Consider the following 25742-nt stretch of genomic DNA (forward strand, 5'->3'; position numbering starts at 1 on the left):
GCGGCGGGAAGGCCCTTGCCCGTACGGAGTTCCGGGGTACCGGACGAGCGATGGGCAGGAGCGTCCCGATGCCGAAGTTCCTCATCCAGGCGAGCTATACGTCCGAGGGCACCAAAGGGCTGCTCAGGGAGGGCGCGAGCGGGCGCCGGGCCGCCGTCGAGCAGGTCGTCTCCGGTCTCGGCGGCAAGGTCGAGGCCATGTACTTCGCCTTCGGCCGGGACGACCTCATCCTCATCATCGACTTCCCCGACCCCGTCTCCATGGCCGCCGCCAGCCTCGCCGTGAAGGCCAGCGGCGCCCTCGACACCCGGGCCACGCCCCTGCTCACCGTGGACGAGATCGACGAGGCGGCCCGCAGACAGGTCGCGTTCCGCGCGCCGGGGGCGCAGGGCGGCTGAACAAGGCGTGGTCTTCGCGTTCGCACGTGGCCGTAACCTTGAGTACATGCGTGACCGACAGGCTTGCCGGTCAGGCCGGTTCACCCGAGCGAATACGAAGGACCAGCGCACGTGTCGTTGAAGAACAGTCGTCTCAGGCTCGCTTCCGCCGCCCTCGTCGTGGCCCTGTGCGGTCTGGCCACAGCCACTGCCACAGGTCCGGCGACGGCCGCGACGGAGGCGGGGGCGCGGGAACAGACGTCCTTCGCACCCTCGGGCTTCGTCGACCTCCCCGCCGGTCCCCTCCCGGCCGACGGCGAGCGGCACGCGTTCACGGTCGGCTACCGCAACGACGGCCCCACGGACCGGACCGTCGCCCCGCAGCTTCTGGTGGTGTCGCCGGACGGAGGGCCGTTCCTCGATCCGGCGGACGTCGAGGTGGAGCGGCGTACGGCGCACGGCTGTTGGGAGGCCGTGGAGGTCGGTACGCAGACCGGCACCCTGTTCACCGACCTCGCGAAGGCCCGGCGCACCCTGCATCCGGGCGAGACCCTCACCCAGGTCTACCGGGTCACGGTCGCCGACCCGCAGGTCAAGGCGACGGTGGCACCCCGGGTGGCGCTGTACGGCTGAACGGCTGATGTGTGGCGCCCGGTTTCCTTGAGGATGCTGTGAGGGATGTGTGAGGGGGAACTCGGGTGGGGGCGCGGACGTTGGCTGGATGAGACGCGAAGCGCAAGAGGACGACCGGAACGACACGGGCTGAAGCCGAGGTGGCACGGATGGCGATGTGGGATCGGATCAAGGACCAGGCCAAGGGACTGCAGCAGCAGGCCCAGGGCGCACGGGGCGCGGGCGGGCACGGGCAGCCGGGGACGGGGTCCGGCGGACGCGGCCGGTCCGGCTCGGGTTCCAAGGCCCAGTTGGTCAGCGCGCTGAAGTCACAGCTCACCTCGCTCAAGACGGAGCTGAAGAGCGGCGCCTACCGGGACGCCAGCATGGCCATGTGCGCCCTGGTCGCCGCCGCCGACGGGAATGTCGACCCCGCCGAGCGGCAGCATGTGGAGTCCCTGATCCTCAACAACGACGTCCTGCAGAACTTCCCGTCCGAGCAGCTGCGGCAGCGCTTCAACAAGCATGTCGACCAACTGTCGTACAACTTCCAGCAGGGCAAGACCGAGGCCCTCCAGGAGATCGCCAAGGCCGCGAAGAAGCCCACGGAGGCCCGGGCGGTCGTACAGACGGGTTTCGTGGTGGCGGGCGCGGACGGGTACATCGCGCCGGCCGAGGAGCAGGTGCTGCGGGAGGCTTGCTCGGTACTGGGGCTGTCCGCGCAGGAGTTCGGGCTGTGAGCGAGCGGTGGGCAGGGGGCGCCGCACCTATGTGACGTCCTTGCGGCCGAGGCCCCGCCCTCCTGCCACGGGGGAAGCAGAGGAGCGGGGCCGGTTGTCGGTGCATGCGGGCGTCAGCGGTGCGGGGTGCTGACGCAGATGACGTGGACGCGGCCCGCGCCGACCGCGTCACAGGAGAGACTGACTCGGGCGTACGGCATCGACACCTGACCGTCCTCGATCGGCTTGTCGCAGGCCAGGCACATGGGCGCCCCGGTGAGCGCGGCGTGGTGATCGCACAGGGCCAGGACGGAGCGGGCGAGCCGCATCGCGCGCTGGGTCTCGCCGTGCAGCCCTGCCGCCTCCGGCTCACGCAGCCGCCGTTCCGCCTCACCGACGCCGACCAAGGCGACTTGCGCGGGCACGTCGCCCGTAGGCAGACCCGCCGCGAGTTCCTCGACGACTGGGATCAGCCGCTCAAGGAAGCCGCCGAGGTCCGCGTGCCAGAGCTTCAGGTTCTCGTGTCGCGGCAGCGTCGGCTGATCGAGAAACCAGGACGCGGCGGCGCGCATTGTGGCGGGGGTGGGTGCCTGGGTGCCCGTCTCCTCTTGGGCGGCGCTCACTGGAGAACCGCCGGCCGTTCGGCCCGGCAGCACGCACACGCGCAGGGCGGGTTCGGGGACATCTGCGGCAGTGGCTGCGGCTCCGTGTCGCGCAGGATGCCCACGGTGCCGCGCTCCTCGGTCACCGCGCCGTAGCGGTCCACGGTGTACACCCGCAGCGTCATCTTGACCCCGGGATCTCGGGGAGCTGTAGCGTTCGTCATGTCGACCTGCTCTCTCAGGTTGGCCGCTCCCCGGGGCCGTGTCAGCGGTCGCCGGGGTTCCCATTTCGGTAGCCGGGCACAGCGCGACCGCGGACGCGGCCGACGAGCACGGCACAACCAGAGATTGGACCGGTGGACCGGTCCAGTCAAGCGGATCTGAAGAAGCGCTACCCCATCGGGTACCTGTCGGTCTCCTCGAACACATGCGAGGCAGTGACGCCCTCTTCGCACACCAAGGGGCGTCGATCCCGGTCATACGCCATGTGCACCACTACAGCGACGGCAACGGGCCGGTCCACCTCAAGCAGGCGAGCCTCCTCCCCGGTGGCCAGACGGACCGTCTTGACGTCAACGCCTTCAAAGGGCACCCGACCTGTTTCGCGCCGCACGTAATGGGTCGTTCCCTCTGCGATCGGGCCCGCCAGAGCGAGCCGAGGGGCAGCGTCCGCGATGTCCGGCGGAAACCACGCGGTGACCAGCGTGCCCGGAGCCCCGTCATCCAGCAGGACCAGCCGCGCCCGGCGCAACGCGGTCTCCCCTCCCCTCAGTCCAAGGAGGTCCCTCACATGCTCCGGCGGCACAATCCGGTCAGGCACACCCAGCCGCCGAAAAGGCGCACCACCCGACAGCCGGGTGGAGCCCGCTCGGCGCCCACCGGCAGGCCGCGCGACCGGCGTCTCCACCACTGTGAACCCCGCACCTTGGCGCGCGATGACCAGGCCGTCATTACGGAGCACGTCGTACGCCTTGACCACCGTCGCCCTGGAGACATTCCACTGCTCTGCCAGATCACGGCCGGACGGCAGCAGTTCACCGGGGACCGAATTCGCCGCCCGCGATCCTGGTCCGCAGATCCTCGGCAATCTGCTCGTACTTCAGCAATGACATGGACGCACACACTTCCGATCACTGGACTGGTCCACCGGTCAGCCCTCAGAATGCCCCCATGACGAGCCCCGAGGTAGCGCCGGAGATCGTGAGGTTCTACGCCGAGACCATCGATGAGGCCCAGCGGCTGAGTACGACGGCTGACGGTCGGCTTGAGATGGTACGCACGCGGGAACTGCTGCGCCGCTATCTGCCCCCACCGCCCGCCCGGATCCTCGACGTCGGCGGTGGGCCCGGGGCGCATGCCCGTTGGCTCGTCGAGGACGGTTACGCCCTGCACCTCGTCGACCCGATCCCCCGTCATGTCAAGCAAGCCGAACAAACCGGCGCCACGGTCGAGTTGGGCGACGCCCGCCGGCTCACCGCCGAAGACGGCTCCTACGACGTGGTGCTCCTGCTCGGCCCGCTCTACCACCTGCCCAAGCGCGCCGACCGCGACCAAGCGCTCGCGGAGGCCCACCGGGTGCTGAGACCGGGCGGCCTTCTGGCAGCCGCTGGCATCAACCGGTACTCCAGCCTGTTCGAGCACGCCGCCTTCGCGCACCTGCACAAGGAGACGATGCGCAGGAGCATCGGCGGCATCCTCGCCTCGCAAGTCCACGACGGGAGGAAGGCGTTCACCGCGGCCTATTTCCACAGCGGCGAGCAACTGCGCGACGAGGTGACCGCGGCGGGCTTCGAAGCCGCCGAGGTGTTCGGCGTCGAGGGCCCGGCCTGGTCCATGCTCGCCGCGGCCGAGCGAAACACCGGCAGCGACTTCCGTGACTCCGCCCTCTTCGAATCGGCGCTCACCGCGGCGCGCATGGCGGAGCCGTATCCGGAACTGCTCGCGGCAAGCTCCCACCTGCTGGCCGTCGGACGGCGCCATGGCGGCGCTGAAGGAGCGAGATGACCACCATCGCCGTCACCGGGCACATGGACCTGACCGCGCCCAGCGTCTCCCTCGTCCGAGACGCCCTGCGGGAGGCGCTCGCGCCGTATGCCTTCGATCTGACCGGCGTCTCGTGCATCGCCCAGGGCTCGGACTCCGTATTCGCCGAAGTCGTGCTGGAACTCGGCGGACGCCTGATCGCAGTCATTCCCTCGCAGGACTACCGGCGGAACAAGGTCGAGCCCGATCACGAGGAGACGTTCGACCGGCTCGTGGAGGCCGCGGCCGAAGTCGTGGTCCTGGACCACGAGACCGCGAACCGCTCGGCGTACGAAGACGCCAATCGCACGCTGCTGAAGAGGGCCGAGCGACTGGTCGCGGTCTGGAACGGCGAACCGCCGAGCGGCAAGGGCGGCGGCACCACGGACACCGTCCTGGCGGCGCGCGACGCCGGTCTCCCCGTGGACGTCGTGTGGCCTGACGGCGCTGCGCGAAGGGCCTGAGACCCCGGCATGTGGCACAGATCACGGGAAGCCGGTCCGGGGTGCCGGACAGCTCATTGATGTGAGCACTCATATGCGAACCCGGGTACGGGCCGGGGAATCGAGCGCGTTCGCCGAGCTCTTCGACAGCTACGCCCGCGCGGTCTACAACCATGCCTTCCGGCTGACCGCCGACTGGTCGGTGGCCGAGGACGTGATGGCCGCGACCTTCCTGGAGGCATGGCGGCTGCGCGACCGGGTGGATCCCGAAGGCGGCTCGCTCAGGCCCTGGCTGCTGGGCATCGCCACCAACACGGCCCGCAACCAGTACCGCAGCAACCGGCGTTACCGCGCCGCCGCCAACGCCGCCGCCGCGGCCGAGCTGTCGGTGCCCGACCACGCGGACGAGGTCGCCGACCGGGTCGACGACCGGCGCCGGGTCGCGACCGCCCTCACCGCCCTGGCCAGGCTGCGCGCACCGGAACGCGAGGTCGTCACGCTCTGCCTGGTCGAGGGCCTGGACTACGAGGCCGCGGCGGTGGCGCTCGGGGTGCCCGTCGGCACGGTGGCCTCCCGGCTGTCCCGGGCTCGCAGGAAGCTGCGGGCGCATGCGGAGGACGCCGCTGTAGGGACGCCGTACGAGAAAGTTCCCGGAAATCGGGAAGGCGGCCGGCCCGCACGACAGACAAGAGGTGATCACACCAGCGTGATCCGGCCCGCACAGGAGGGAAACCGATGAACGCGAACACGCCCCGGCCGCACCCGGCCGACCAGGACCGGAGCATCTCCGAGCTGCTCTCGGGTACGGCGCGTGACCTGCCGTCGGGCCGCCACGAGTTCCACAAGGAGCGACTGATGGCCCAGATCCACGACATACGGCGCGACGAGCGCACCGAGACGTCAGCGCCCCGGCAGCAGCGCCGTCTGCGCCTCCCGCGCCCGGCGATCACCCTGCCCCTCACCGCGGTCGCCGTGGCGGCGGCGGTCGTCGCCGGGGTGTGGCAGAGCGGCGGGGGCGCCGGGGTCAGGGACAGCGGGGTCGCCACCGGGCCGGCGCTGACGACGAAGATCGGTGCGGCGACCACCAAGGGCATGCCTCAGCTGATCGACCGGATCTCGCTGGCGGCGGCCGACACCTCCCATCCGGACGTCAGGCCGGGGCAGTTCATCTACATCGAGTCCAAGTCCGCCGACAGCTTCATCAAGACCGTCGGCGACAAGTCGAGCCTGGCCAGTCACGCGCTGCACACCCGGCAGGTGTGGGAGTCCGCCGACGGCACCGAGGGCTGGCTCATCGACCCCTCGGTCAATGACAGCCCCGAGGGCGAGACCCTGAGCCTGCCCGACGAGCAGGGCAACACCCCCGAGGCGACGCTGAACGCCCCCTCCTACGACTACCTCGCCAAGCTCACCACCGACCCCGACGAACTCCTCGCGAAGATCTACAAGGAGACCGAGGGGATGGGCAACACCCCCGACCAGCAGGCGTTCACCACCATCGGTGACCTGCTCGGCGAGAGCTACCCTCCGGCGGAGCTGTACCCGGCGCTGTTCAAGGCCGCCGCGAAGATCCCCGGTGTCGTCGTGGTCGACGACGCGGTGGACGCGGCCGGACGGCACGGGATCGCGGTGGCCCGGCTCGACGAGACCAGCGGGCAGCGCGAGGAGTGGATCTTCGACCGGAAGACCCATGTGTTCCTCGGCGAACGCACCGTCCAGGTCCGCAAGGGCACCGGCACGGACGCCCTGATCACACCCGGTACGGTCACCTTCACCAGCGCGATCATGAAGCGGGCCGTCGTCGACGAGATGAAGCAGACACCGACGCGGAACGGCTGACGCCCCACGCCCGCGCCGTCAGCCCCGATGCGGCGGCGGGGGCGGCATCGTCGCCAGGTCGGGGGCCGGCTCGGGCCAGGACCAGCAGATCGGAGATGCATCGGAGATGCAGCAGACCCCGGCCAAGACCGGCTGACACACCGCCCCGCCTCCACCGCCGTCACCCGTGATGCGGCGGCGGGGGCGGGGGCGGCATCGTCCCCAGGTCAGGCGCCGACTCCGGCCACACCAGCAGCAGTGGGCAGGCGGCGTGGTCGACGACGAAGCGGCTTGCCGGGCCCAGGCTGTGCGGGCCGAGGCGGGAGCGGTCGCCGTCGCGGGCCAGGACGAGCAGGTCGGCGCCGTCGGTCGCGGCGACCACCTCGCGCTCGACGCGCCCGGTGCGCTCGCTGCGGGTGCAGGGGCGGGCGAGGCGTTCGGCGGCCGCTCGCAGCAGGCTCTCGGCGGAGGCGGCGGCGAGGTGTTCGACGCGGGTGCCGGGGTCGCGTTCCGGATGCCCTCGGCCAAGCAGCCCGGCGAACGCGCCGTGCGCGGCGTCGGCGACATCGTGCCCGGTGACGTGCAGCAGGACGATCTCGGCGCCCTCGGGAGCATGCGCCCGCGCGGCGTCCACACACGCGGGCCAGGTGCCCTCGACGACCCAGACGACCACCACCGCCATACGATCAGCCTCCTCCGATCACCGCCAGCGACGCCCACAGTGCCAGTACAGCGGCGCACAGGCTCGCGGGTACGGCGTACAGGCCGAGCCGCGTGAACTCCCGCAGCTGAACCTCCGTGTCATGGGCGTGGACGATACGCCGCCACAGCAGCGTCGCCAGCGATCCGGCGTAGGTGAGGTTGGGGCCGATGTTGACGCCGAGCAGCACGGCGAGGACTGCGCCGGGACCGGAACCGGACGCGAGCGGCAGCAGCACCAGCACCGCCGGCAGATTGTTGATGACGTTCGCCAGTACGGCGGCCAGCAGGGCGATCCCGAACAGGGCCGCGAGCCCGGTGCCGTCGGGAATCAGCCGGCCGAGCGCCGTGTCGAGGCCGTTGTCCACGACCGCCCGCACCACGATCCCGAGCGCCAGCACGAAGGCCAGGAACGGCAGCGAGGCCGAACTCACCAGCGCCCTCGGTGTCGTACGGCGCCGCAGCAGGGCCCGCACGGCGAGGACCGCGGCCCCGGCCAGGGCGGCCCAGGCCGGGTCGATGCCGACGGCCGAGGTCAGCACGAACCCGGCCAGCGTGCCCGCCACCGTGAGCAGCGCGAACAGGGGCAGTTCGGGGGCGTCGCCGCCGGACGGGGCCTGCGCGCCGGCGTCCAGGTCGGTGGCGAAGAAGCGCCGGAAGACGAGGTATTCGACGGCGATCGCGGCCAGCCACGGCAGCGCCATCAGCGCGGCGAACCGGGTGAAGCTCAGCCCGCTGGCCGCGAACGCCAGCAAGTTGGTCAGATTGGACACCGGGAGGAGGAGGGACGCCGTGTTGGAGAGGTGCGTGCAGGCGTAGACGTGCGGCTTGGGGCGGGCGCCGAGCCGGGCCGCCGTCGCGAACACCACGGGTGTGAGCAGTACGACCGTCGCGTCGAGACTCAGTACGGCCGTGATCGCCGACGCGGCCAGGAACACCTGGGCGAGCAGGCGTCGTGGCCGACCCGCCGCCGTACGTGCCATCCATGCGCCGCACCACTGGAACAAGCCCTCGTCGTCGCAGAGTTGGGCGAGAACCAGTACGGCGGCCAGGAAGCCGATCACCGGGCCGAGCTGTTCCGCCTCGTCCAGCGCGTCACCCACCGAGATCGCCCCGGTGGCCACCACCAGCGCCGCGGCCGGGACGGCGACCACGGCCTCCGGCCAGTTGAAGGGGCGGACGACGGCGCAGACCAGCACGAGCACGAGCATGGCCGCGGACAGGGTCTCCGCGAGCGGGGCGTTCAGTTCCGGTTCCTTCCGTACGGCGGTGACGGTGGCGGGGCTGTGACTGTGGCTGTCGCCTGTGTCTCCGCCGCACGGTACCCCGGGAAAAAGTCGGCCCTGTACGCCTACCCCAGCGCCCTCACCCCGGCGAGATGACCGGCCAGCGTGCGGCGGCAGTAGGCCAGGTGGTCGCCGCCGTAGCCGCGCGGGCCGCACTCCACGACGAGGAGGAGGCCCAGGTAGAGGTGGTAGAGGGCGAGGCGGTGCCGGAAGGCGGGACTGTCGAGGTTCAGGGTGCCGCCGGCCTCGGTGTAACCGGCGACCAGATCGCTGTCGGGGCCCGCGTCGCCGCCGAGGGCGAGGGAGACCAGTTCGGCGGCGGGGTCGCCCCAGAACGCGCGCTCGTGGTCGATGAGGCCGGTGACGCGGGGGTGCCCTCGGTCTCCGGGGCCGCTGATGAAGATGTTGCCGGGCCACAGGTCGTAGTGGACCAGCCGGGGCTCGGTGATCTCGTCGAGCGCGTCCGCACCCTCGGCGACGAGGGTCCGGATGTCGGCGGGCGTCGCGTCCAGCGGGGACCGCCAGCGGGCGGCGTCGTCAAGGAGCGAGTCGACCATGGCGGTGAACGCCGTCCGCCAGTCGGGGGCGGACAGTGCGGACTCGGCGGCCGGGTAGCCGAACCGGCCGTCCTCCGGGGACAGGGTGTGCAGACGGGCGACGACGGCGCCCAGTTGGCGGCGCAGTTCCCGCCCGGTCGCCGGGGGCAGACGGTCGGCCGCCTTGTCCCACGGGACGCCCTCCAGGACGGAGACCGCGAGGAACTCCTCGCCGACGTGGAGCAGTTCGGGCGTCGGGACATCTCCCTGCGGCAGCTTCTCGATCCGCCGGTAGACCATGGCCTCGGTCGCGAGGATGCCGCGCTCGTAGCGCAGAACCTCGGCGTCGGGCGGCGGGGCGAGTTTTACGACGGCGGGGCGGCCGTCGTCCAGGAGCACACGGTAGGCCGTGTTGAACCAGCCGTCGGTCAGCTCGCTCTCCATCCGGCATCCGACGCCGACGGAGTCACGGAGCAGGGCGTCGAGGTCCTCGGGAGACAGGTGGCGCTTGGTCCGGCTCTGCATGAGGGCACGCTTTCGGGCGAAGGGCGACAGGGCGACGGCGAGGCGATGGCGGGAGCGCTCCCACAGTGCCGACCGTCCATCGCCCGGTCAAGCACGCCCCGCGCCCTCTCACCGCTCGTACACCACCCGCCCGTCGAACACCGTGAGGTCGACCTCCACCTCCGCGATCCCATGCGGGTCACCGTCCGTCAACGGCCGGTCCAGTACGCACAGATCGGCCGCCTTCCCCGGCTCGACCGTCCCCTTCCACCCGTCGGCGAAGTCCTGCCAGGCCGGGGTGGCGGTGTAGGCGCGCAGGGCGGCGGCGAGCGGCACGCGCTGCTCGGGCCCGCTGGGCCGTCCCGTCGCCTTGGACTCGCGCAGCATCATCGAGACGACGCCCTGCCGCCAGTCCGGTTCGGTTATCGGCGCGTCCGAACTCGCGCACACCCGCACACCGGCCTCGATCGCGGAGCGCACCGGCCACTGGACGGCGGACCGCCGCGGCCCCACGATCTCGTCCATCAGGTCAGAGATGGTCCACTTGATGGCGGGGTTCATATTGACCCCGTAGCCGTGCGCGGCCAGTTCGGCCAGGCTGCCGGGCCCGATGAAGTCACCGTGGATGACGTAGTGCCGGGCGTCCGGGCGGGGTGCGCAGGCCTGCGCGGCGGTGAAGGCGTCGACGACCGTGTCGATGGCCCGGTCCCCGGTGACATGCACACCGAGCTGGAAACCGGCCTCGTGCGCGACGCGGATCATCTCCCGCAGTTCGTCGACCTGGAGGGCGGGGGTGTCGCCGTGCACGCAGAGCGCGCCGTGGCCGCCGTCCGGGTAGGGCTCGTTCATCCAGGCGGTGCGGTTCGGCGGCACTCCGTCGGCGAAGATCTTCACACCGATGGTGTTGAGCAGCCGGGGGTCCGGCGACCGCGGTCGGCGCAGCTCGGCGAGGCCCTTGCGCAGGTCGTCCGCCGAGCCGCCCATCGGCGCGGGCAGCAGCAGCACGCTGACGCGGGCGTGGAGTTCACCGGCGGCGACGAGTTCGGCGTACGCGGTCCAGTTGTCGGTGCTCAGGCCGCCGAACAGGGTGCCGGTGCCGCCGGGGCCGAGGCCGGGCTCGGTGTAGCTGGTGATGCCGCGGGCGTGGAGTTCGCGGACGACGGCCTGGATGGCCCGGCGGCGCTGGGCGGGGGTGGGGTCGGGCAGGGCGGCTTGGACCATGCGTTGGGCGGCCTCGCGCAGGATGCCGGTGGGTGAGCCGTCGGGGTCGACGTCGATGACGCCTCCGGCAGGTGCCGCCGTATCGGCGTGGATGCCGCAGCGGCGCAGGGCCTCGGAGTTGGCCCACACCATGTGCGAGGAGAAGTCGGTCAGACAGACGGGGTGATCCGGCGCCACGGCGTCCAGGTCGCGGCGGTGCGGGAAGCGGCGCGGATCGGCCAGGCACTCATCGAGATAGCCGGGGTCCCAGCCGAGGCCGACGATCCACTCGCCGGGCCGGGCGTGCTCCGCCGCCTGCCGTACGGTCGCTGCGATGTCGGCGATCGAGCGCACCGCCGGATGCCCCACGGCCAGGGCGAACGGCGGCTTCGACATGCCGTACGCGGCACCGTGCAGATGGGAGTCGTTGATGCCGGGCAGGACGGTCCGGCCGGCGAGTTCGACGACACGGGTGCCGGGGCCGACGAGCGCGCGCATCTCCGCGTCGGTGCCGACGGCGACGATGTCCCGCCCGCGCACGGCGACTCCCTCGGCCACCCGGAAGTCCCGGTCGACGGTGAGGACCTGGCCGCCGGTGAGGACGAGGGTGGGGGATGTGGCGTTCATGCGGGTTCCTTCCGGAACAGGGCGGCTGTGGCTGTGCCGACCAGCAAAGACCCGCACCGCCCGCGCCACCATCCGTACAAATACCGACCCGGCGACCGATGTTGTCCGGGCGGGCCCGCCCACTCGCGTCTTATCGTGGGGCGCTCCCCCGGAGGCCCGTATGCCCAGCCATCACCAACTCGCGGCGGCCACCCGCATCGGCATGCTCACCCGCGAGCACGACACCGCCGCCGCCTGCGCCGAGGCTCTGCGCGAACTCGCCCTGGCGCTGCCCCTGGACATGGCGACGCTCCTCACCCGCGACCCGCTGACCGGCGCCCACCTCCAGCTGGCCGGTATCGGTTCGACGGCCCAGGCGTCCGAGGCACTCGCCGTCGAGTTCGTGACGACGCCCTGGTACCGCAATGTCATGACGAGGGACCTGCCGCCGTCCATCTCCGCGGACGCCGAGGACCTGCCGGAGTACGGGCCGCGTTTCCGCGAGGGCTGGTTCTACGCCGAGCGAGTCCGCCCGGCCGGGTTCCGCGACGGCATGACCGGAGCGCTACGGCACCGGGACCGCCTGGTCGGCATGGTGCACCTGTACACGCGGCGCCCCGACGCCTACGACACCGACGCGCGCCGGCTGCTTGCCTCGGTGATGCCGGCGTTCGCCGCGCTCGCCGACCCCGCGGCCTCCGTCGCCGGGCAGCTCCCCACGGACGCCGGGGCGGCCCTCGTCACACCGGACGCGGTGCTCGAACTGCCCGGCCGCACCCGGCCCGAGGTGCTGCGGGAGGCGAAACTACGGCACCTGGTCGGCGTCTTCGCCGGGGCGTCGGGACTCCGGGTGCGGCTGTTGTGGCCGGGCAGCGGCGGCACCTGGTACCGCGTCGCGCTGCGACGGCCCCGGCCCACTCCGGGCATCGCGCCGGACGCCGTACTGATCCACGAGTCGCCCACCCTGCCCCCGTACGGGCTCAGTCCGCGTGAGCTGGAGGTGCTGACCCTCGCGGCCATGGGGTGGACGAACCGGGCCATCGCCGAGGCGCTGTTCGTGTCGCCGCGCACCGTGCACACCCACATCGAGCACCTGCTCCGCAAGACCGGTGCGGCCTCCCGCGCCGAGGCCACCGCCCTCGCGGTCCGCGACGGTCTGCTGTGTCCGGCGCCGGAGCATCTCGCGTTCTTCGTGGAGCGGTGAGCCCGCCTTCGCTCACGTGTCCTGGACCGTGCTCTCCGCCCCGTCGTCGTCGGGCCGGAACGTCACCGAGTCGCCGGAGAAGTGGGCGTCGAGGCCGTCGGCCGTGGTGGTGAGTGAGCGCAGGTGCAGGCCGTCGGGGATGTTGTGCAGCTGGATCGGGCGCGCGAAGACCCTGTCGAGGGCGGCGCTGCCGATGGCAGGCAGGGAACCGCCCGTGACCTGGAAGTCCTTGAAGGCGATGCGGTTGCCGGAGGCGGCCGAGACGGTGGTCTCCACGGTGATCTCCTGGCCGAGGGGCAGCAGCACGGCCGCGCTCACCCGGCCCGGGCGCCCGCCCTGGGCGATCTCCAGCCCGAGGGCGTTCGAGACGTCCTCGTAGGAGAGGGAGGCGGTGGCCCGCGCGCTGCGGGCTCGGGCCTCGCGGTCGTCGTCCGACTTCGTCAATCCGTCCAGGCGGAGGGAGAGTTCGGAGACCGGGAGGGGGCGGGTGGTGCCGTGGGCCGGTATGTCGTGGGCGGTGATGTCGACGTGGCTCAGGGTGCCGGAGGCCGCCTGGGTCAGTACCGGGAAACCGCGGACGTCGACCCGCGGGGGCAGCGGTGTGTCCATGCCCTGCTGGAACGCCTTCGCCGTACGTGACTCGATGCGTACGGCGACCGCCCGGTCGACGGCTACAGGGACGACGGCCAGCGTGACGAGGGCGGCCGTGACGGCGGTCCGTGATCGAGACATCCTGCTCATCCGGTGCTCTACTCCTCGGGTTTCAGGGGGTGGTGGTGCCGTGCAGCCGGTGGACCGTGGCCGCCGCGGTGCCGCTGTCGACGCCGGCGGCGATCAGCGCGGCCGTGGTGGCGCCGGTGCCGTCGTCCCGCCAGGTCCCTGAGTTGACCGAGCCGAGCAGGGCGAGGAGATGGGCCTCGATGGCGGCGCTGAGCGGGCCGGGCGGGACGGTCGAGTGGAAGACGCCCCGGCGCTGGCCCTCGGCGAGGATGCCGGTGACCGTCTCGCGGGCGGGGGCGAGGAGTTCGCTCACCCGATCCGGGCCGAGGTCATGGCGGGCGAGGCCGATCAGGGTGCGGTAGCAGTCGGCGACCGGCCACAGGGTGAGCACGAAGCGGGCCAGGGCGCTCGCGGGGTCGGTGTCGGCGCCGGACGCGGGTGCGCTCGCGTCGGCCACGGCTCGGCGTATCGCCGCGACCGCGTCCTCGGCGAGGCCCTTCACCAGCGCCGCCCGCCCCGCGAAGTGCGTGTACAGGGTGCGCCGCGCCACCCCGGCGGCCTCGGCGATGTCACGGAGGCTGCTGTCGGGGTCGCGGCCCAGTTCCCGCAGGGCGGCGTCCAGGATGCGGGCGCGCGTGGCGCGTGTCGTGCGGCTGCTCACATCAGCGATATTTGCACATCGGTGAGCAAGAAACTAGTCTGCTCATCAATGTGCAATTAACTCGCAGCCGTCCCTCACCCCGCTGCCGCAGCCCCCTGGGAGTCCCCCGTGCCCCTCGTTGCCGACACACCCGTAGAGAAGATGACCGGGCTGTACGCACGGCGCTGGTGGGCACTGCTCGTGCTCTGCCTGAGCCTGCTGATCGTCGTCATGGCGAACACGTCGCTGATCGTGGCCGCCCCGGACATGACCCGCGATCTGGACCTGAGCAGCAGCGACCTCCAGTGGGTCATCGACGGCTACACCGTCCCGTACGCCGCGCTGATGCTCGTGCTGGGCGCGATCGGCGACAAGTACAGCCGTCGCGGTGCCCTCGTCACCGGCCTGCTGATCTTCGCGGGCGGCGCCGTGATGGGCAGCCTCGTCGACCAGACGGGGCTCGTCATCACCGCCCGCGCGGTCATGGGCGTCGGTGCCGCCGTCGTCATGCCGGCCACGCTGTCACTGCTGGTCGCGACGTTCCCGAAGGCCGAGCGCGGCAAGGCCATCACCGCCTGGAGCGCCACCTCCGGCCTCGCCATCGCGGTCGGCCCGCTGGTCGCCGGGTGGTTGCTGGAGGACCACGCCTGGGGCTCGACGTTCCTGATCAACGTCCCGATCGCGCTCGTCGCCGTCGTGGGCGCGCTGGTCCTGGTGCCGCCGTCCAGGGCGACGGGCATGGGCCGGATCGACTACGTCGGCGGCCTGCTGTCGATCGTCTCCATAGGCTCCCTGGTCTACGCGACCATCGAGGGCCCGCACTTCGGCTGGGGCACCGGCCCGATCACCGCGGCCGTCGTCGCCGGTGTCGGTCTCGTCGCCTTCGTGGCCTGGGAGCTGCGCCACCCGAGCCCGATGCTGGACGTCCGCAAGTTCGCGCTGCGCCCCTTCACCGGCTCGATGATCGCCGTGCTGTTCTTCTTCTTCGGCACCTTCGGCGCGATCTACTACTCCACCCAGTACCTCCAGTTCATCCTCGGCTACGACGCCCTGGAGACCGGCGTACGGCTGCTGCCGCTGGCCGGAGCGGTGTTCGTGGGCGCCGCGGTGACCGGCCGGCTCACCCCGAAGCTCGGCGTGAAGGCGATGGTGGTCACCGGCATGGTCATCGGCACCGCCGGTGTCCTGCTGCTCACCCTGGTCGACCAGGGCTCGGCGTACACCGACTTCCTGGCCCCGATGATGATGCTGGGCTTCGCGATCGGGCTGAGCGTCTCCCCGGCCACCGACACCGTGATGGGCACCTTTCCCGAGTCCGAACTGGGCGTCGGCGGCGGCGCCAACGACACCTCCATGGAACTCGGCGGCTCCCTCGGCATCGCCCTGCTGGGCTCCCTGCTCGGCACGTCCTACCGCAACGAGCTGACCGACCTCGTCGGCGGCCACCTCCCGGCGACGGCACTGGACACGGCGAAGGACTCCGTGGGCGCCGGGTTGGCCGTCGCCGAGGAGGTCGCGAAGAACCCCGCCGGCGGCGCCCAGCAGGCCCAGGCCCTGATCGACGCCGTCCACGAGGCCTTCGCCCACAGCATCGCCCAGACCAGCCTGGTCGGCGGGATCATCATGGCCGCCGGAACGATGATCGTCCTCGCGGTCCTGCCGGGCCGACGGGCGACGCGGAAGGCCGGGTCCGGCACCGCCACGATCACGACCGATGAGTCCGAGCAGCCGCGGGAGTCAGAGAAGGCAGAGAAGACCGAGACCCAGGAGGCACACTCGGGCACCGCCTGAGCGGCAGCCCCCGCAGAGCGGGCCGTGCCATGAGCGGCGCACGGCCCAGGACGGTGCCGGGAGGGGACGCCCGGCGCCGTCCTCCCATGTCGAGGGGGCACGCGCCGTGCGGCTGTACGGCTCTGCAGACCGCGCGCCTCATCGCCGTACGGATACGACGACTCAGCCGTCCCCGGCATCCGCCCCGGCGGTCACCGCCGACACCACCGGCGCAACCGCCTCCACAACCTCCCGCGCCCGCTCCTCCGCCACCCCCGTGGCGATGAGGTTGGCGACGGCCACGCGCGTCCCGTCGTCCTCCAGCAGCCCGTCGTTGATCGACTCCAGCAGCGCGACGGTCATCCCCTCTAGCCCCGCACTCATCGCGGCGGCCGGCAGATGGCTGTGGAAGACGCCCTCCCGCTGCCCCCGCTCCAGCACACCCGTGGCGGTATCGCGGGCAGGCGCCAGGACCTCCGCCACGCGCGCCGCGCCCAGATCCCGCTTGGCCAGCGACAGCAGCAGCCGGTAGCGGTCGCCGACGGGCCACATCGAGAGCACGAACCCGGCGAGTGCCCGCTCGGCCGGTTCGTCCTTCACCAGCCGCGCACCGGCCTCCAGCGCGCTGCGCAGCGCCTCGGATGCCTCCTCGGCGAGGGCCTCAAGCAGCGCCTCGCGGCCCGGGAAGTGGCCGAACAGGGTGCGTCGTACGACACCGGCGGCGCGCGCCAGCTCCTCCAGCGTGATGTCCGGGTTGCGGCCGAGTTCCTGACGGGCCGTGGCCAGGATGCGCGCCCGGTTGGCCCGCGAATTGCGCCGCAACGGCTCGCGGGAGACGGGCTTGGTCACGGAAACCTCGATGGTCGACGGTTCGGTCCGCGAAGAGCGGATCACGGCCGGGGGATCACCCGCATTCTCGCACGGAGGGCCGAGGCCCCCACGGCTCACCGCCCGCGGCGTCGTGCGGTCGCAGGGGCAGCGCGGTCATCACCTCGAAACCCCCCTCCGGCCGCGGCCCCGCGCTCAGTTCGCCGCCGATCGACTGGGCCCGTTCGCGCATGCCCATGACGCCGAAGCCGCCGCTCGACCCGGCACGGGCGGCGGGGCCGTCGTTGCTGACCGTGATGAGCAGGCGGGAACCGGAGTAGACGAGCCGTACGGACGCGGCCTCCGTGGTGGCGTGCTTGGTGACGTTGGTGAGCGCCTCCTGCACGATGCGGAACGCGGTCAGGTCCACGCCGGGGGACAGCGGCTGCGGCTCGCCCTGTGTGCTGACCGTGACGGTGACGCCGGCGGACGCGCACGACGAGACCAGTTCGGGCAGCCGGGCGAGTCCCGGCGAGGGTTCCAGGGGCGCGGAGTCCGGGTCGCCGTTCCTGCGCATCAGTCCCAGCGTGGCCTTCAGCTCGCGCAGCGCGGCGGAGGTCGTGCCGTTGAGGTCGGTGAGGATCTTCTGGGTCTGCTCCGGGCTGGTCAGCGCCAGGTGGGCGGCCGTACCCGCCTGGGCGTTGGCCAGGGCCAGGTGGTGGGCGACGACGTCGTGCAGCTCGCGGGCGATGCGCATGCGTTCCTCGGTGACCCGGAGCCGTGCCTCCTCCTCGCGGGTGCGTTCGGCGTGCTCGGCACGGGCCTGCACGGCCTTCAGATAGGCGTGCCGCAGCCGGGTCATCCGGCCGGCGGCCAGCGGCAGCAGCAGCCAGAAGAACGGGCCGATCGTCCGGAGCAGCAGCGACAGATGGTCCATGGAGTCGGAGATCCCGGATGCGATGACCACCGCCATCACGGTGGTGATGCCGTAGGCCCGGGTGGCCACGTGGTCGGTGAGCGCGGCCAGCCAGTAGAGCGCCGCCATGACGGGGGCCAGCAGCAGCGGGGTGAGCAGATACCCCAGCACGATCACGGTCGCCGTGCAGAGCCCGCTCACCACGACGGCGGCGCGCGGGTGACTGCGGTGCTTCAGCAGGGCGAGACAGGCCACGCCCATCAGGACGGAGGCGGTGCTGTCCTGGTCCGGCGGGTCGGCGCCGGGCAGGGTGAGCATGCCCCCGAGGGTCGCGCAGCCCATCAGCGCCGCGGCCAGGACCAGGTCGACGGCGAAGGGGCGGCGGTCCGAGAACTCCTCGAGGCGGTCCGCGTAGCGCCGCTCCGGGCTGGTGATCATGGTGCTCTCCGGTCGGTGGGCTGGGTCCATGGTCGCCGCCCGAGGGTGCGGACGGCCGACGGGACCGCCCGTGTCCTTCGTCACGGGCGGTCCCTGGGGAGGGGGGGCGGCGGTTCAGGTGCGCGCGGGTTCCGCCGGTTCCACCCCGGCCGGGACGGGCTCCGGTGTCCCGGGCCGCCGGCTCAGCGCCTCGCCCTCCACATCGACGCGCGGCAGGATCCGGTCCAGCCACTTCGGCAGCCACCAGGCGCGGTGGCCGAGCAGGGCCAGCACCGCCGGCACGATCGCCATCCGTACGACGAACGCGTCGAGCAGTACCGCGGAGGCGAGCCCGAACCCGATCATCTTGATCATCGAGTCGCTCTCCCCGATGAACCCGGCGAACACCGCGATCATGATCAGCGCGGCGGCCACGACCACGCGGGCACTGTGCCGGAAGCCGGAGGTCACCGCCTGACGCGGCGACTCCCCGTGGACGTACGCCTCCCGCATCCGCGACACGAGGAACACCTCGTAGTCCATGGCGAGCCCGAACACGATGCCCACCAGGAAGATCGGCATCAGGCTCATGATCGGCCCGGTCTGCTCCACGCCCAGCAGTTCGGCGCCGTGGCCCTGCTGGAAGACCACGACGACCGCGCCGAGCGAGGCCAGCACCGAGAGGAGGAAGCCGAGCGCCGCCTTCAGCGGGACGAGCAGCGAGCGGAACACCACCAGCAGCAGCACGATCGCCAGGCCGACCACGACGACGAGATACGGCACCAGCGCGGCCTGCACCTTGTCCGAGATGTCGATGTTCAGCGCGGTGGTGCCGGTGACCTCGAAGGTCGCCCCGGTCTCGGCCTCGACCCCGGGACGCTCGCCCCGGATGACGGTCACCAGGTCCTTGGTCTTCTCGTCGGTCGGCGCGGTGGACGGCACCACGGAGAAGACGGCGGTGTCACCGGCCTCGTTGAAGCGTGCCGGAGAGACGGACACGACGCCCTTGGTGCCGCCGATCTCCTCGGATATCGCGCTGACGGCGTCCTTGGGATCCTTGCCCTTCTCGGCGTCCACGACCACGGTGAGCGGCCCGTTGAAGCCCGGCCCGAAGCCCTCGGCGAGCGCGTCGTAGGCCCGCCGCTCGGTCGTCGACGTCGACTTGGCCTCGTCCCCGGGCATGCCCAGCTGCAACTGGGTCATCGGCACGGCGAGCGCCCCGAGCCCGACGACACCGAGGAGCAGCACCGGCAGGGGCCGCCGCAGCACGAACCGCGCCCAGCGGGTGCCGCCGTTGTCGCCCGCGGTCTCCTCGATACGGCCCTTCTTGCGGGCCTTCCTCGACAGCACGGCGTTGGGCCAGAAGCCGAGGAAGGCGGGGACCAGCGTCAGCGCGATGAACACGGCGACGACGACCGCGCCCGCCGCGGCCAGGCCCATCTTGGTGAGCATCGGGATGCCGACGACCGCCAGCCCGGCGAGCGCGATGACGACGGTGAGCCCGGCGAACACGACCGCCGACCCGGCCGTACCGACGGCCATCCCGATCGCCTCCTCGGGCGTACGGCCCTTCCCGCGCTCCTCGCGATAGCGCGAGACGACGAACAGGGCGTAGTCGATGCCGACCGCGAGCCCCAGCATCATCGCCAGGGTGCCGGTGGTGGTGGACAGACCGAGGGCGTCGGCCAGGGCGAGGATCGTGGCCATGCTGACGCCGACGCCGATGACGGCGGTCAGCAGCGGCAGTCCGGCGGCGGCGAGGGACCCGAAGGTGACGAGGAGTACGACGGCGGCGATCGCGATGCCGATGGCCTCGGCCATACCGCCCGCGCCGCCCCCGTCCTCCATCGCGCTGCCGCCGACCTCGACGGTCAGCCCGGAGTCCCGTGCCTCGTCGACGGCCTTGTCGAGATGGCTGCGGCCGGCGTCGGTGAGGTCATTGGCCGACACCTTGTAGGTGACGGTGGCGTACGCCGTCGTACCGTCCTTGCTCACCGCCTTCGCCTGGAACGGATCGACGACTGACCCCACCTGCGAGCCGTCGCCGAGCTCGGCCACGGCCGCCTCGATCGCCTCCTTGTTCTCGACGGCGGTCACCTTCTGACCGTCCGGCGCGACGAACACGACCCGGGCGGTGGCCCCGTCCGCCGTCGCCCCGGGGAAGCGCTGCTCCATCAGGTCGAACGCCTGCTGCGACTCGATGCCCGGCATGGAGAACTCCTCGTCGGAGGCTCCCGGCGCCTTGAGGGCACCCAGCCCGACGGCGGCCAGCACGGCCGCCCAGACCAGGGCGACGTACCAGCGCCGCCGGAAGGCCAGACGGCCCACTCGATACAGGAAAGTTGCCACGACAGGGGGTCTCCACATCTGGGACACGTCTGGGATGGATCCGGGCCGGGTCCGGGATGGATCCGGGAAATCTGCTGCTCGGACGTGTGCCCAGGCTCCCGGGGAGAGGGGTGTCGTGTCGTCGTGCGGCTGCCGACAATCGCGGGTACTGAGAACGTAGTACGGATCGGGTGGGGGTCAGCCGCGAGGACTAGAGGACTGGAGGCCGAAGCACTGCTGGAGGTGAGTGTCGGACCCGCCGCCTACTCCGCCCGGATGACAGGAGAGGTCGCTGGCGACCGGCCCCCGCCCCCACGGTCGGCGGCGACCTCAACGCCCCCCGCCCCCCGTCCCGATCTCCACCACCCGAGCCCAGTCCGGCGGCCCCTCCGGCACATACTCCGTGCCGTCCTCGCCCCAGGAGCGGCCGCGTGCCCGGGTCGTGCGGGGGAAGCGGGGAAACAGCCCCACCACCACCCGGCACGGCGGACGGGAGCTCGGCCAGGGTGTCTGGCCGTCCGTCAGGGCGACCACGACGTCGGGGCGCGGGCGGGTGCGCAGGGCCTGTCGGAAGCCCTCGCGCAGGTCCGTGCCGCCGCCCCCGACCAGCGGAATGCCCTCGGTGCCGCACACGCGGTGCGCCTCCCCGGCCGCCGCGTCGCAGGACACCGCGCTCACCAGGTCACGGCGCCCGCCCACGGCGCGGGAGATAGCGGCGACCTCCAGCAGCGCGCTGCCCAATTCGGCGTCGCTGACCGAGCCGGAGGTGTCGATGACGACACAGACGCGGGGCGGCCGGCGTCGCAGGCTCGGCAGGACGGCGCCCGGCACGGAGGCCGAGCGGCGCGACAGGCGGGCGTATGTGTAGTCCTCGCCGACACCGGGACCGGACACCGCCGAGCGCACGGCCGCACCCAGCAACTCCCGCCACGGCTGCGGCGGATGGAACACCTCCTCCGCCCAGCGCCGCCACCCGTCCGGGGCGTCCCCCGGCCGCCCGGTGATGCCCTGCGCGACCCGGAACCGGACGGCGTCCCGTTCCTGCGCGCTCAGCCCGTGCGCCCCGCCCGGCCCGAGATCCCACTCGCGCTCCAGCCCGTCGGCCCCGCTGCCGCAGTCCAGCCAGGCCAGCTCCTGCATCCGCGGCCCCAGCCGGAACTGCCGCAGATAGTCCTCCATGAGCTGGCCGTCGTGGAGCATCAGGGTCGCCGGTACGACGGCCCCCTCGGGCCGGGTCAGGCCGTCCCCGTACACGTCGTCGTTGATCTCGCAGTCCGCGGCGATGTTCATCCGCAGCCGCTCCCCCGGCCCGGTCAGCTCACGTTCCCGTGCCACCCGGTCGCTGCGCTCATGATGCTCACGCAGCAGATGCGACACCTCGTGCACCCACACCCCGGCCAGCTCCTCCACCGGGGTCCGCTCCACGAACGCCGGTGACACATAGCACCGCCAGTGCCGGTCGACGGCCATCGTCGGAACGCGACGCGACTCCACGACATGCAGCGCGAAGAGGGCCGTGGCCAGATAGGGGCGGACGCGGGCGGCGTGCAGACGGGCGGAGTACAGCTTGTCGCGGTCCAACGGGATCATCGGCCGCCCACCCCCGCCTTCGCCGTGGCGGCCGCCCGGTCCGCGCGCCGCGACAGGGACACGACCCCGGCGAGCCGTTCGATCGACGCCGGGACGTCCCAGTCCTCCTCCCGCAGCGAGGCCAGCGTGCTCGCGGGGACGACCACCAGATCGGGCGCGCCGGTCTCCAACGCCCGTATCAGCAGCGCCCAGGCGGCATCCCAGCGCGCCTTGTCGGGACGTGCCCGTACCGCCTCCACCACACCGTCCAGCGCGGCCTGCCGCAGATCGCCCCGCTCGGGCAGTTCGGCCGCCGCCGGATCGGCGAGCAGCACCTCGGGGTCCGGCAGGTCCATCCGGTCCACGCACGCCAGCAGCTCCAGGCCCGGCCCGTCACCGACCGTCCCCCGCACCAGCAGGGACAGCACCTCCCGCGAGGACCCGGCGGCAACGGCGAAGGCGACCAGGCACTGCGTCATCTCCCAGCTCCGCGGCGACGGCCACGCCCCGCCCCGCCGTGTCTCCCCGCTCGGCAGCCGATGCACCAGCCCGGGCCGCCCGGACAGCAGCCCGCCCACCGCACGCCGCGCGAACTCCACGGCCTCCGGCAGCTTCTCAGGGTCGAGCCGGGGCAGGGTGGCCCGCGGCCAGGTCCCGCCCAGTCCCCGTACGACGACTTCGTGGTCGTGGGCCCATTGCAGATGCACGAACCGGTTGGCCAGCGGCGCGCTCAGCTCCCAGCCGTCGGCCGCCGAGGACCGCGGATTGGCGGCGGCCACGATCCGCACCCCCGGCGGCAGCCGCAACGCCCCGATCCGCCGCTCCAGCACCACCCGCAGCAACGCGGCCTGCACGGCGGGCGGCGCGGTCGACAACTCGTCCAGGAACAACAGCCCCCGCCCGGCCTTCACCAACCGCACCGCCCAGTCCGGCGGCGCCATCGGCACCCCCTGCCCGGCGGGGTCGTCGCCCACGACGGGCAGCCCCGAGAAGTCGGACGGTTCATGGACGCTGGCGATCACCGTGGTCAACGGCAGATCGAGCGCGGCGGCGAGCTGAGTGAGCGAGGCGGTCTTGCCGATCCCCGGCTCCCCCCAGAGCAGCACGGGCAGATCGGCGGCGACGGCGAGGGTGAGGGCCTCCAGTTGGGGGTCGGGGCGGGGTTCGGTGGTGGTGCGGCGGAGGAGGGTCAACAGGTCGGTGGCCACGTCGAGTTGGGAGGTGGGGTGGGCGGACATGGGCGTGGAAACGGGCATGGGCATGGGTGATCACCTTTGGATGGTGTGGAGGTGGGTGAGGACGGGCGCGGGTCAGGGACGTGACGCGTGCCTCGGGCGCGCGCGGTGATCGAGGGAACGGCGGCTGCCGCCACCACGGGTCCGGCGGCCGTCGTGGCGGACGACGCTCCCCGGTCCGGAACCGATCAGCCCGGCCCGGAAGAGCCCGTACCTGATACGCCGCCGCGCGACCGTCTCCAGCTCGTCCCGCAACGCCCCGTTCCGCAGCACCGCGTCCGGCCCGAGCAGCCCTTCGACCACGGCCAGCGCACCGGCGAAGTCACCGTGCGAGAGGCGTTCGCGCACATCGGGCAGGCACTCGGGATGCCGGTGGGCGTCGTCGATGGCCTGGAGGCAGGGCAGTGGGGTGCCGGTCAGCGCGACGAGGAGTTCCTCGCGCCGGATCTCGTCGGGTGAGTGGTCGAGCGGCACCAGTACGCCACCGACCAGCCCGATCCGATGCCGGGCGCCCCGGCATTCGACGACCCGAGGGGCGCCGGCCGCAGTCGCGGACGCGGGCTGTGCCGCCCCGGGCCCCTCCGGCACCAGCGCGGCGGCGACCAGCGGATGCAGCCGGCCGGCCTCGATCGCACCGGCCCGCAGCAACTCCAGATCGGGCAGTATCCAGGTGGCGGCGTCGGGGAGCAGGGGCAGCTCGGAGAGCCGCCGGTCGACGGGCTCGACGTCCCCGCTGTCCACGTCGAGGAGAAGCCTGCGCCCGCCCTCCAACCGCACGACCACGGCACCGGAGGAGCGCCCTTCGGCACGCAGCAGCAGCGACGCCTCGTCGCCCCACCGGTCGGCGGCACAGCGAGGCCCGTACGGCGGCGGGCCGTCGTCCGCGGTACCGCCCCCGGCCCGTATCCGCAGCTCACCGGCCCTTCGCGCGTCCCACAGATGCCGGTGCAGATCGAGCCGGAACCGCCGGTTGGGCCGAGGATGCGGATGCCGAAACGGCAGGGAAGAGGCCGCACCGCCCCACAGCGCGAGGCTGATCCGCTGCCCCGCGTCCGCCCAGGCCGGAGGGGTCCGCGCCACCAGATACAACGGCCGCCCACGCCCGAGTCCGCCGTACCTGGCCAAGGCGAGCGTCAGTCCGGGACGCAGCAGCCCGTCGGGAGCGATACGAGGCATGTGCCAGCGCAGCAGATCGGGCGCGAGGAACCGTAGGTCGTCACGCACCCGACCGGCGACGTCCCGCCCGAACTCCCGCGCCAGGGACCGCAGATCGAGATCGACATCGACCCCGGCGGCGGCACAAGCCCCCGCCCAGTCCCCGGCGAGCCGACGAGCGGTCGCGATCTCGATCATGGAGACCGGCACGGCGAACTTACGCACGCGCGGCCAAAACGAAAGCCGGGATTCCCCGTTCGCGATCGGAGTGCCCATCAGCACTCACCTTGCGCGGACGGGACCCCCATTCTGTCAACAGAGAGAGTCGTCATCGCGCCGAGCGTAACCTCGCCCGACGCCCACCCGCGAACGATTTTCCGCGGAGGGCGCGGCAACCTTTCACCCCGCCGCGACGACTGCCACATATGGCATCCCCCAGAAAGCGCCGCACCCTCATCGCCCCCGCGGCGATGGTGGCGGCCGTGGCAGTGGCCGTATCCCTGCTCATAGCGTTCCGCCCCGACGGCGGGACGAAGCCGACAGCAGCCGAGACGCCGACGAGCCCGGCGGCCCACACCCCAGCGACACCTACGAGCGCAGAGCCCGAACCAGCGCCGCCGCGCCCCACACCCACGCCGAAACCAACACCAACACCGAAGCCGAAGCCGAAGGCGAAGCCGCCGAGCCCAGCCTCCCAAGCCGTCTCGGCCTCGCTGGCCGGAAGAATCCGCCCCGAGGTCACCTACGAGGGAACCGCCACCTTCTACGACACCGGCGACGGCAACGGAGCCTGTCTGTACGGCCCGACGACCGACGTCATGACGGCCGCGATGAACCACACGGACTACGAGACCTCGAAGGCGTGCGGCGCATACGTCCGGGTCAGCGCGGCGAACGGCGCCTCGGTGACCGTCCGCATCACCAACGAGTGCCCCCTGCCCTGCGCCCCCGGCCAACTCGACCTGAGCCCCCAGGCCTTCGCGAAACTGGCCGCCCCCTCGGCCGGCCAGATCCCCGTCACCTGGACCCTGCTGAGCCCGGCGACGACGGACAAGATCTCGATCCGCTACAAGACGGGTTCCAGCCGCTACTGGTGCGCCCTCCAGGCGGTCGGCCACCGAAACCCCCTGGCCCGCCTGGAGGTACGGAGCCCGGACAACACCTGGCGTCGGCTCGCCCGCACCGAGTACAACTACTTCCTCTCCGAACAGGGCGAGGGCTGCGGTACGGCGATCAGGCTCACGGACATCTACGGGGAGACGCTGACGGTGGAGGGCCTCGCCGTCCGGCCGGACGCCCTGCAGCCGACCGGGCTTCAGTTCGCGGCCCACTAGGGCCTGTCCGGCGGATCAGGCCGGCTGAAAGAAGCAGTTCAGACCGGCCAAGCCGAGCCGGGGTCGATGGGGGTGCCCCGGCGCGAGCCGGGCGAAGCCGGTTCGAGCGTGGGGGAGCGTGCAGCTGCAAGGCGGAGGAGGGCGGCGACGCGATGGGGGTCGGGAGCGCGTGCCAGAGCCCGCGACGCCGGCATGATCCATCAGAAGGGCCCTAGCGCTCAGC

The 25742-nt window shown here is 72.2% G+C and carries 24 protein-coding genes and 1 pseudogene; 10 read left to right on the forward strand and 15 right to left on the reverse strand.

Annotated features, from left to right (window positions below):
* Positions 1–68 precede the first annotated feature (68 nt).
* From IE325_RS17505 to IE325_RS17515, 3 genes are all read left to right on the forward strand, one after another.
* A complete protein-coding gene (locus tag IE325_RS17505) occupies positions 69–398 on the forward strand; it encodes a GYD domain-containing protein (protein WP_190070870.1) in 330 nt (109 codons plus the stop codon).
* Between the two features lie 111 nt (positions 399–509).
* Positions 510–1010, forward strand: a complete 501-nt coding sequence (locus IE325_RS17510; protein WP_190070871.1) for a hypothetical protein — start codon at positions 510–512, stop codon at positions 1008–1010.
* Between the two features lie 149 nt (positions 1011–1159).
* Complete coding sequence (locus IE325_RS17515) at positions 1160–1729, forward strand: tellurite resistance TerB family protein (protein ID WP_190070872.1); 570 nt, start codon at positions 1160–1162, stop codon at positions 1727–1729.
* Between the two features lie 113 nt (positions 1730–1842).
* Here the strand turns inward: IE325_RS17515 and IE325_RS17520 are convergent, their stop codons facing one another.
* The 3 genes and pseudogenes from IE325_RS17520 to IE325_RS17530 all read right to left on the reverse strand — a co-directional run bounded on the left by IE325_RS17520 (position 1843) and on the right by IE325_RS17530 (position 3422).
* Positions 1843–2331 carry a DUF6415 family natural product biosynthesis protein gene (locus IE325_RS17520; protein ID WP_190070873.1) on the reverse strand — a complete coding sequence of 163 codons (489 nt, stop codon included), beginning with the start codon at positions 2329–2331 and terminating at the stop codon, positions 1843–1845.
* Positions 2328–2534, reverse strand: coding sequence for a hypothetical protein (locus IE325_RS17525; RefSeq protein WP_190070874.1), 207 nt, complete (start codon positions 2532–2534; stop codon positions 2328–2330). The genes IE325_RS17520 and IE325_RS17525 overlap by 4 nt, the downstream gene beginning before the upstream one ends.
* Before the next feature lie 167 nt (positions 2535–2701).
* Positions 2702–3422, reverse strand: a pseudogene (locus IE325_RS17530) (GntR family transcriptional regulator).
* A 58-nt stretch (positions 3423–3480) separates the two neighbouring features.
* On the opposite strand from IE325_RS17530, the gene IE325_RS17535 reads away from it, so the two are divergent.
* The 4 genes from IE325_RS17535 (at position 3481) to IE325_RS17550 (ending at position 6614) form a co-directional block, all read left to right on the forward strand.
* The gene (locus IE325_RS17535; RefSeq protein WP_190070875.1) at positions 3481–4314 is read left to right on the forward strand and encodes a class I SAM-dependent methyltransferase; all 834 of its coding nucleotides are present in this window, start codon (positions 3481–3483) and stop codon (positions 4312–4314) included.
* Positions 4311–4796 carry a hypothetical protein gene (locus tag IE325_RS17540; protein WP_190070876.1) on the forward strand — a complete coding sequence of 162 codons (486 nt, stop codon included), beginning with the start codon at positions 4311–4313 and terminating at the stop codon, positions 4794–4796. The genes IE325_RS17535 and IE325_RS17540 overlap by 4 nt, the downstream gene beginning before the upstream one ends.
* A 73-nt stretch (positions 4797–4869) precedes the next feature.
* Positions 4870–5514 (forward strand): RNA polymerase sigma factor, encoded by a 645-nt coding sequence (locus IE325_RS17545; protein WP_190070877.1) that lies wholly within the window; start codon positions 4870–4872, stop codon positions 5512–5514.
* Positions 5511–6614: a CU044_5270 family protein gene (locus IE325_RS17550; RefSeq protein ID WP_190070878.1), complete on the forward strand. Its 1104-nt coding sequence runs from the start codon at positions 5511–5513 to the stop codon at positions 6612–6614. Before IE325_RS17545 ends, IE325_RS17550 begins: the two co-directional genes overlap by 4 nt.
* Positions 6615–6774: 160 nt before the next feature.
* On the opposite strand, the gene IE325_RS17555 is transcribed toward IE325_RS17550, so the two are convergent.
* The 4 genes from IE325_RS17555 to IE325_RS17570 form a co-directional block, all read right to left on the reverse strand.
* Positions 6775–7275, reverse strand: a complete 501-nt coding sequence (locus IE325_RS17555; protein WP_190070879.1) for a universal stress protein — start codon at positions 7273–7275, stop codon at positions 6775–6777.
* A 4-nt stretch (positions 7276–7279) separates the two neighbouring features.
* Entirely contained in the window at positions 7280–8503 is a 1224-nt protein-coding gene (locus IE325_RS17560; RefSeq protein WP_373315183.1) for an SLC13 family permease, read from the reverse strand.
* Between the two features lie 140 nt (positions 8504–8643).
* A complete protein-coding gene (locus IE325_RS17565; RefSeq protein WP_190070880.1) occupies positions 8644–9639 on the reverse strand; it encodes a phosphotransferase family protein in 996 nt (331 codons plus the stop codon).
* A 108-nt stretch (positions 9640–9747) separates the two neighbouring features.
* On the reverse strand, positions 9748–11445 hold the full coding sequence (locus IE325_RS17570; RefSeq protein WP_190070881.1) for an amidohydrolase: 1698 nt from the start codon (positions 11443–11445) through the stop codon (positions 9748–9750).
* A gap of 160 nt (positions 11446–11605) precedes the next feature.
* Between IE325_RS17570 and IE325_RS17575 the strand changes: the two genes are divergently transcribed.
* Positions 11606–12628, forward strand: a complete 1023-nt coding sequence (locus IE325_RS17575) for a helix-turn-helix transcriptional regulator (protein ID WP_190070882.1) — start codon at positions 11606–11608, stop codon at positions 12626–12628.
* Positions 12629–12640: 12 nt separating this feature from the next.
* Here IE325_RS17575 and IE325_RS17580 read toward each other — a convergent pair whose 3' ends face one another.
* Positions 12641–13369, reverse strand: coding sequence for an LmeA family phospholipid-binding protein (locus IE325_RS17580; protein ID WP_190070883.1), 729 nt, complete (start codon positions 13367–13369; stop codon positions 12641–12643).
* 22 nt (positions 13370–13391) lie between these two features.
* Positions 13392–14009, reverse strand: a complete 618-nt coding sequence (locus IE325_RS17585; protein ID WP_229911857.1) for a TetR/AcrR family transcriptional regulator — start codon at positions 14007–14009, stop codon at positions 13392–13394.
* Between the two features lie 108 nt (positions 14010–14117).
* Between IE325_RS17585 and IE325_RS17590 the strand changes: the two genes are divergently transcribed.
* A complete protein-coding gene (locus IE325_RS17590; RefSeq protein ID WP_190070884.1) occupies positions 14118–15779 on the forward strand; it encodes an MFS transporter in 1662 nt (553 codons plus the stop codon).
* Positions 15780–15941: 162 nt separating this feature from the next.
* On the opposite strand, the gene IE325_RS17595 is transcribed toward IE325_RS17590, so the two are convergent.
* The 6 genes from IE325_RS17595 to IE325_RS17620 all read right to left on the reverse strand — a co-directional run bounded on the left by IE325_RS17595 (position 15942) and on the right by IE325_RS17620 (position 24461).
* Positions 15942–16607: a TetR family transcriptional regulator gene (locus tag IE325_RS17595; protein ID WP_190070885.1), complete on the reverse strand. Its 666-nt coding sequence runs from the start codon at positions 16605–16607 to the stop codon at positions 15942–15944.
* Positions 16608–16662: 55 nt separating this feature from the next.
* Positions 16663–17919, reverse strand: coding sequence for a sensor histidine kinase (locus tag IE325_RS17600; protein WP_190070886.1), 1257 nt, complete (start codon positions 17917–17919; stop codon positions 16663–16665).
* 114 nt (positions 17920–18033) lie between these two features.
* A complete protein-coding gene (locus tag IE325_RS17605; RefSeq protein ID WP_190070887.1) occupies positions 18034–20247 on the reverse strand; it encodes an MMPL family transporter in 2214 nt (737 codons plus the stop codon).
* Between the two features lie 309 nt (positions 20248–20556).
* Entirely contained in the window at positions 20557–21816 is a 1260-nt protein-coding gene (locus tag IE325_RS17610) for a vWA domain-containing protein (protein WP_190070888.1), read from the reverse strand.
* Complete coding sequence (locus tag IE325_RS17615; protein ID WP_190071237.1) at positions 21813–23051, reverse strand: AAA family ATPase; 1239 nt, start codon at positions 23049–23051, stop codon at positions 21813–21815. Before IE325_RS17615 ends, IE325_RS17610 begins: the two co-directional genes overlap by 4 nt.
* 54 nt (positions 23052–23105) lie before the next feature.
* Positions 23106–24461: a hypothetical protein gene (locus IE325_RS17620; RefSeq protein ID WP_190070889.1), complete on the reverse strand. Its 1356-nt coding sequence runs from the start codon at positions 24459–24461 to the stop codon at positions 23106–23108.
* 149 nt (positions 24462–24610) lie between these two features.
* Between IE325_RS17620 and IE325_RS17625 the strand changes: the two genes are divergently transcribed.
* Positions 24611–25519 (forward strand): expansin EXLX1 family cellulose-binding protein, encoded by a 909-nt coding sequence (locus IE325_RS17625; RefSeq protein WP_190070890.1) that lies wholly within the window; start codon positions 24611–24613, stop codon positions 25517–25519.
* Positions 25520–25742: the final 223 nt, after the last annotated feature.

Source organism: Streptomyces lanatus, assembly GCF_014655715.1.
Taxonomy (GTDB): domain Bacteria; phylum Actinomycetota; class Actinomycetes; order Streptomycetales; family Streptomycetaceae; genus Streptomyces; species Streptomyces lanatus.

Bases quoted from the DNA above. Each gene is read 5' to 3' on its own strand.
- IE325_RS17505 (WP_190070870.1), top strand. From the start codon at position 69: ATGCCGAAGTTCCTCATCCAGGCGAGCTATACGTCCGAGGGCACCAAA.
- IE325_RS17515 (WP_190070872.1), top strand. From the start codon at position 1,160: ATGGCGATGTGGGATCGGATCAAGGACCAGGCCAAGGGACTGCAGCAG.
- IE325_RS17525 (WP_190070874.1), bottom strand. From the start codon at position 2,534: ATGACGAACGCTACAGCTCCCCGAGATCCCGGGGTCAAGATGACGCTG.
- IE325_RS17535 (WP_190070875.1), top strand. From the start codon at position 3,481: ATGACGAGCCCCGAGGTAGCGCCGGAGATCGTGAGGTTCTACGCCGAG.
- IE325_RS17540 (WP_190070876.1), top strand. From the start codon at position 4,311: ATGACCACCATCGCCGTCACCGGGCACATGGACCTGACCGCGCCCAGC.
- IE325_RS17545 (WP_190070877.1), top strand. From the start codon at position 4,870: ATGCGAACCCGGGTACGGGCCGGGGAATCGAGCGCGTTCGCCGAGCTC.
- IE325_RS17550 (WP_190070878.1), top strand. From the start codon at position 5,511: ATGAACGCGAACACGCCCCGGCCGCACCCGGCCGACCAGGACCGGAGC.
- IE325_RS17555 (WP_190070879.1), bottom strand. From the start codon at position 7,275: ATGGCGGTGGTGGTCGTCTGGGTCGTCGAGGGCACCTGGCCCGCGTGT.
- IE325_RS17560 (WP_373315183.1), bottom strand. From the start codon at position 8,503: ATGCTCGTGCTCGTGCTGGTCTGCGCCGTCGTCCGCCCCTTCAACTGG.
- IE325_RS17565 (WP_190070880.1), bottom strand. From the start codon at position 9,639: ATGCAGAGCCGGACCAAGCGCCACCTGTCTCCCGAGGACCTCGACGCC.
- IE325_RS17570 (WP_190070881.1), bottom strand. From the start codon at position 11,445: ATGAACGCCACATCCCCCACCCTCGTCCTCACCGGCGGCCAGGTCCTC.
- IE325_RS17575 (WP_190070882.1), top strand. From the start codon at position 11,606: ATGCCCAGCCATCACCAACTCGCGGCGGCCACCCGCATCGGCATGCTC.
- IE325_RS17580 (WP_190070883.1), bottom strand. From the start codon at position 13,369: ATGAGCAGGATGTCTCGATCACGGACCGCCGTCACGGCCGCCCTCGTC.
- IE325_RS17600 (WP_190070886.1), bottom strand. From the start codon at position 17,919: ATGATCACCAGCCCGGAGCGGCGCTACGCGGACCGCCTCGAGGAGTTC.
- IE325_RS17610 (WP_190070888.1), bottom strand. From the start codon at position 21,816: ATGATCCCGTTGGACCGCGACAAGCTGTACTCCGCCCGTCTGCACGCC.
- IE325_RS17615 (WP_190071237.1), bottom strand. From the start codon at position 23,051: ATGCCCGTTTCCACGCCCATGTCCGCCCACCCCACCTCCCAACTCGAC.
- IE325_RS17620 (WP_190070889.1), bottom strand. From the start codon at position 24,461: ATGGGCACTCCGATCGCGAACGGGGAATCCCGGCTTTCGTTTTGGCCG.
- IE325_RS17625 (WP_190070890.1), top strand. From the start codon at position 24,611: ATGGCATCCCCCAGAAAGCGCCGCACCCTCATCGCCCCCGCGGCGATG.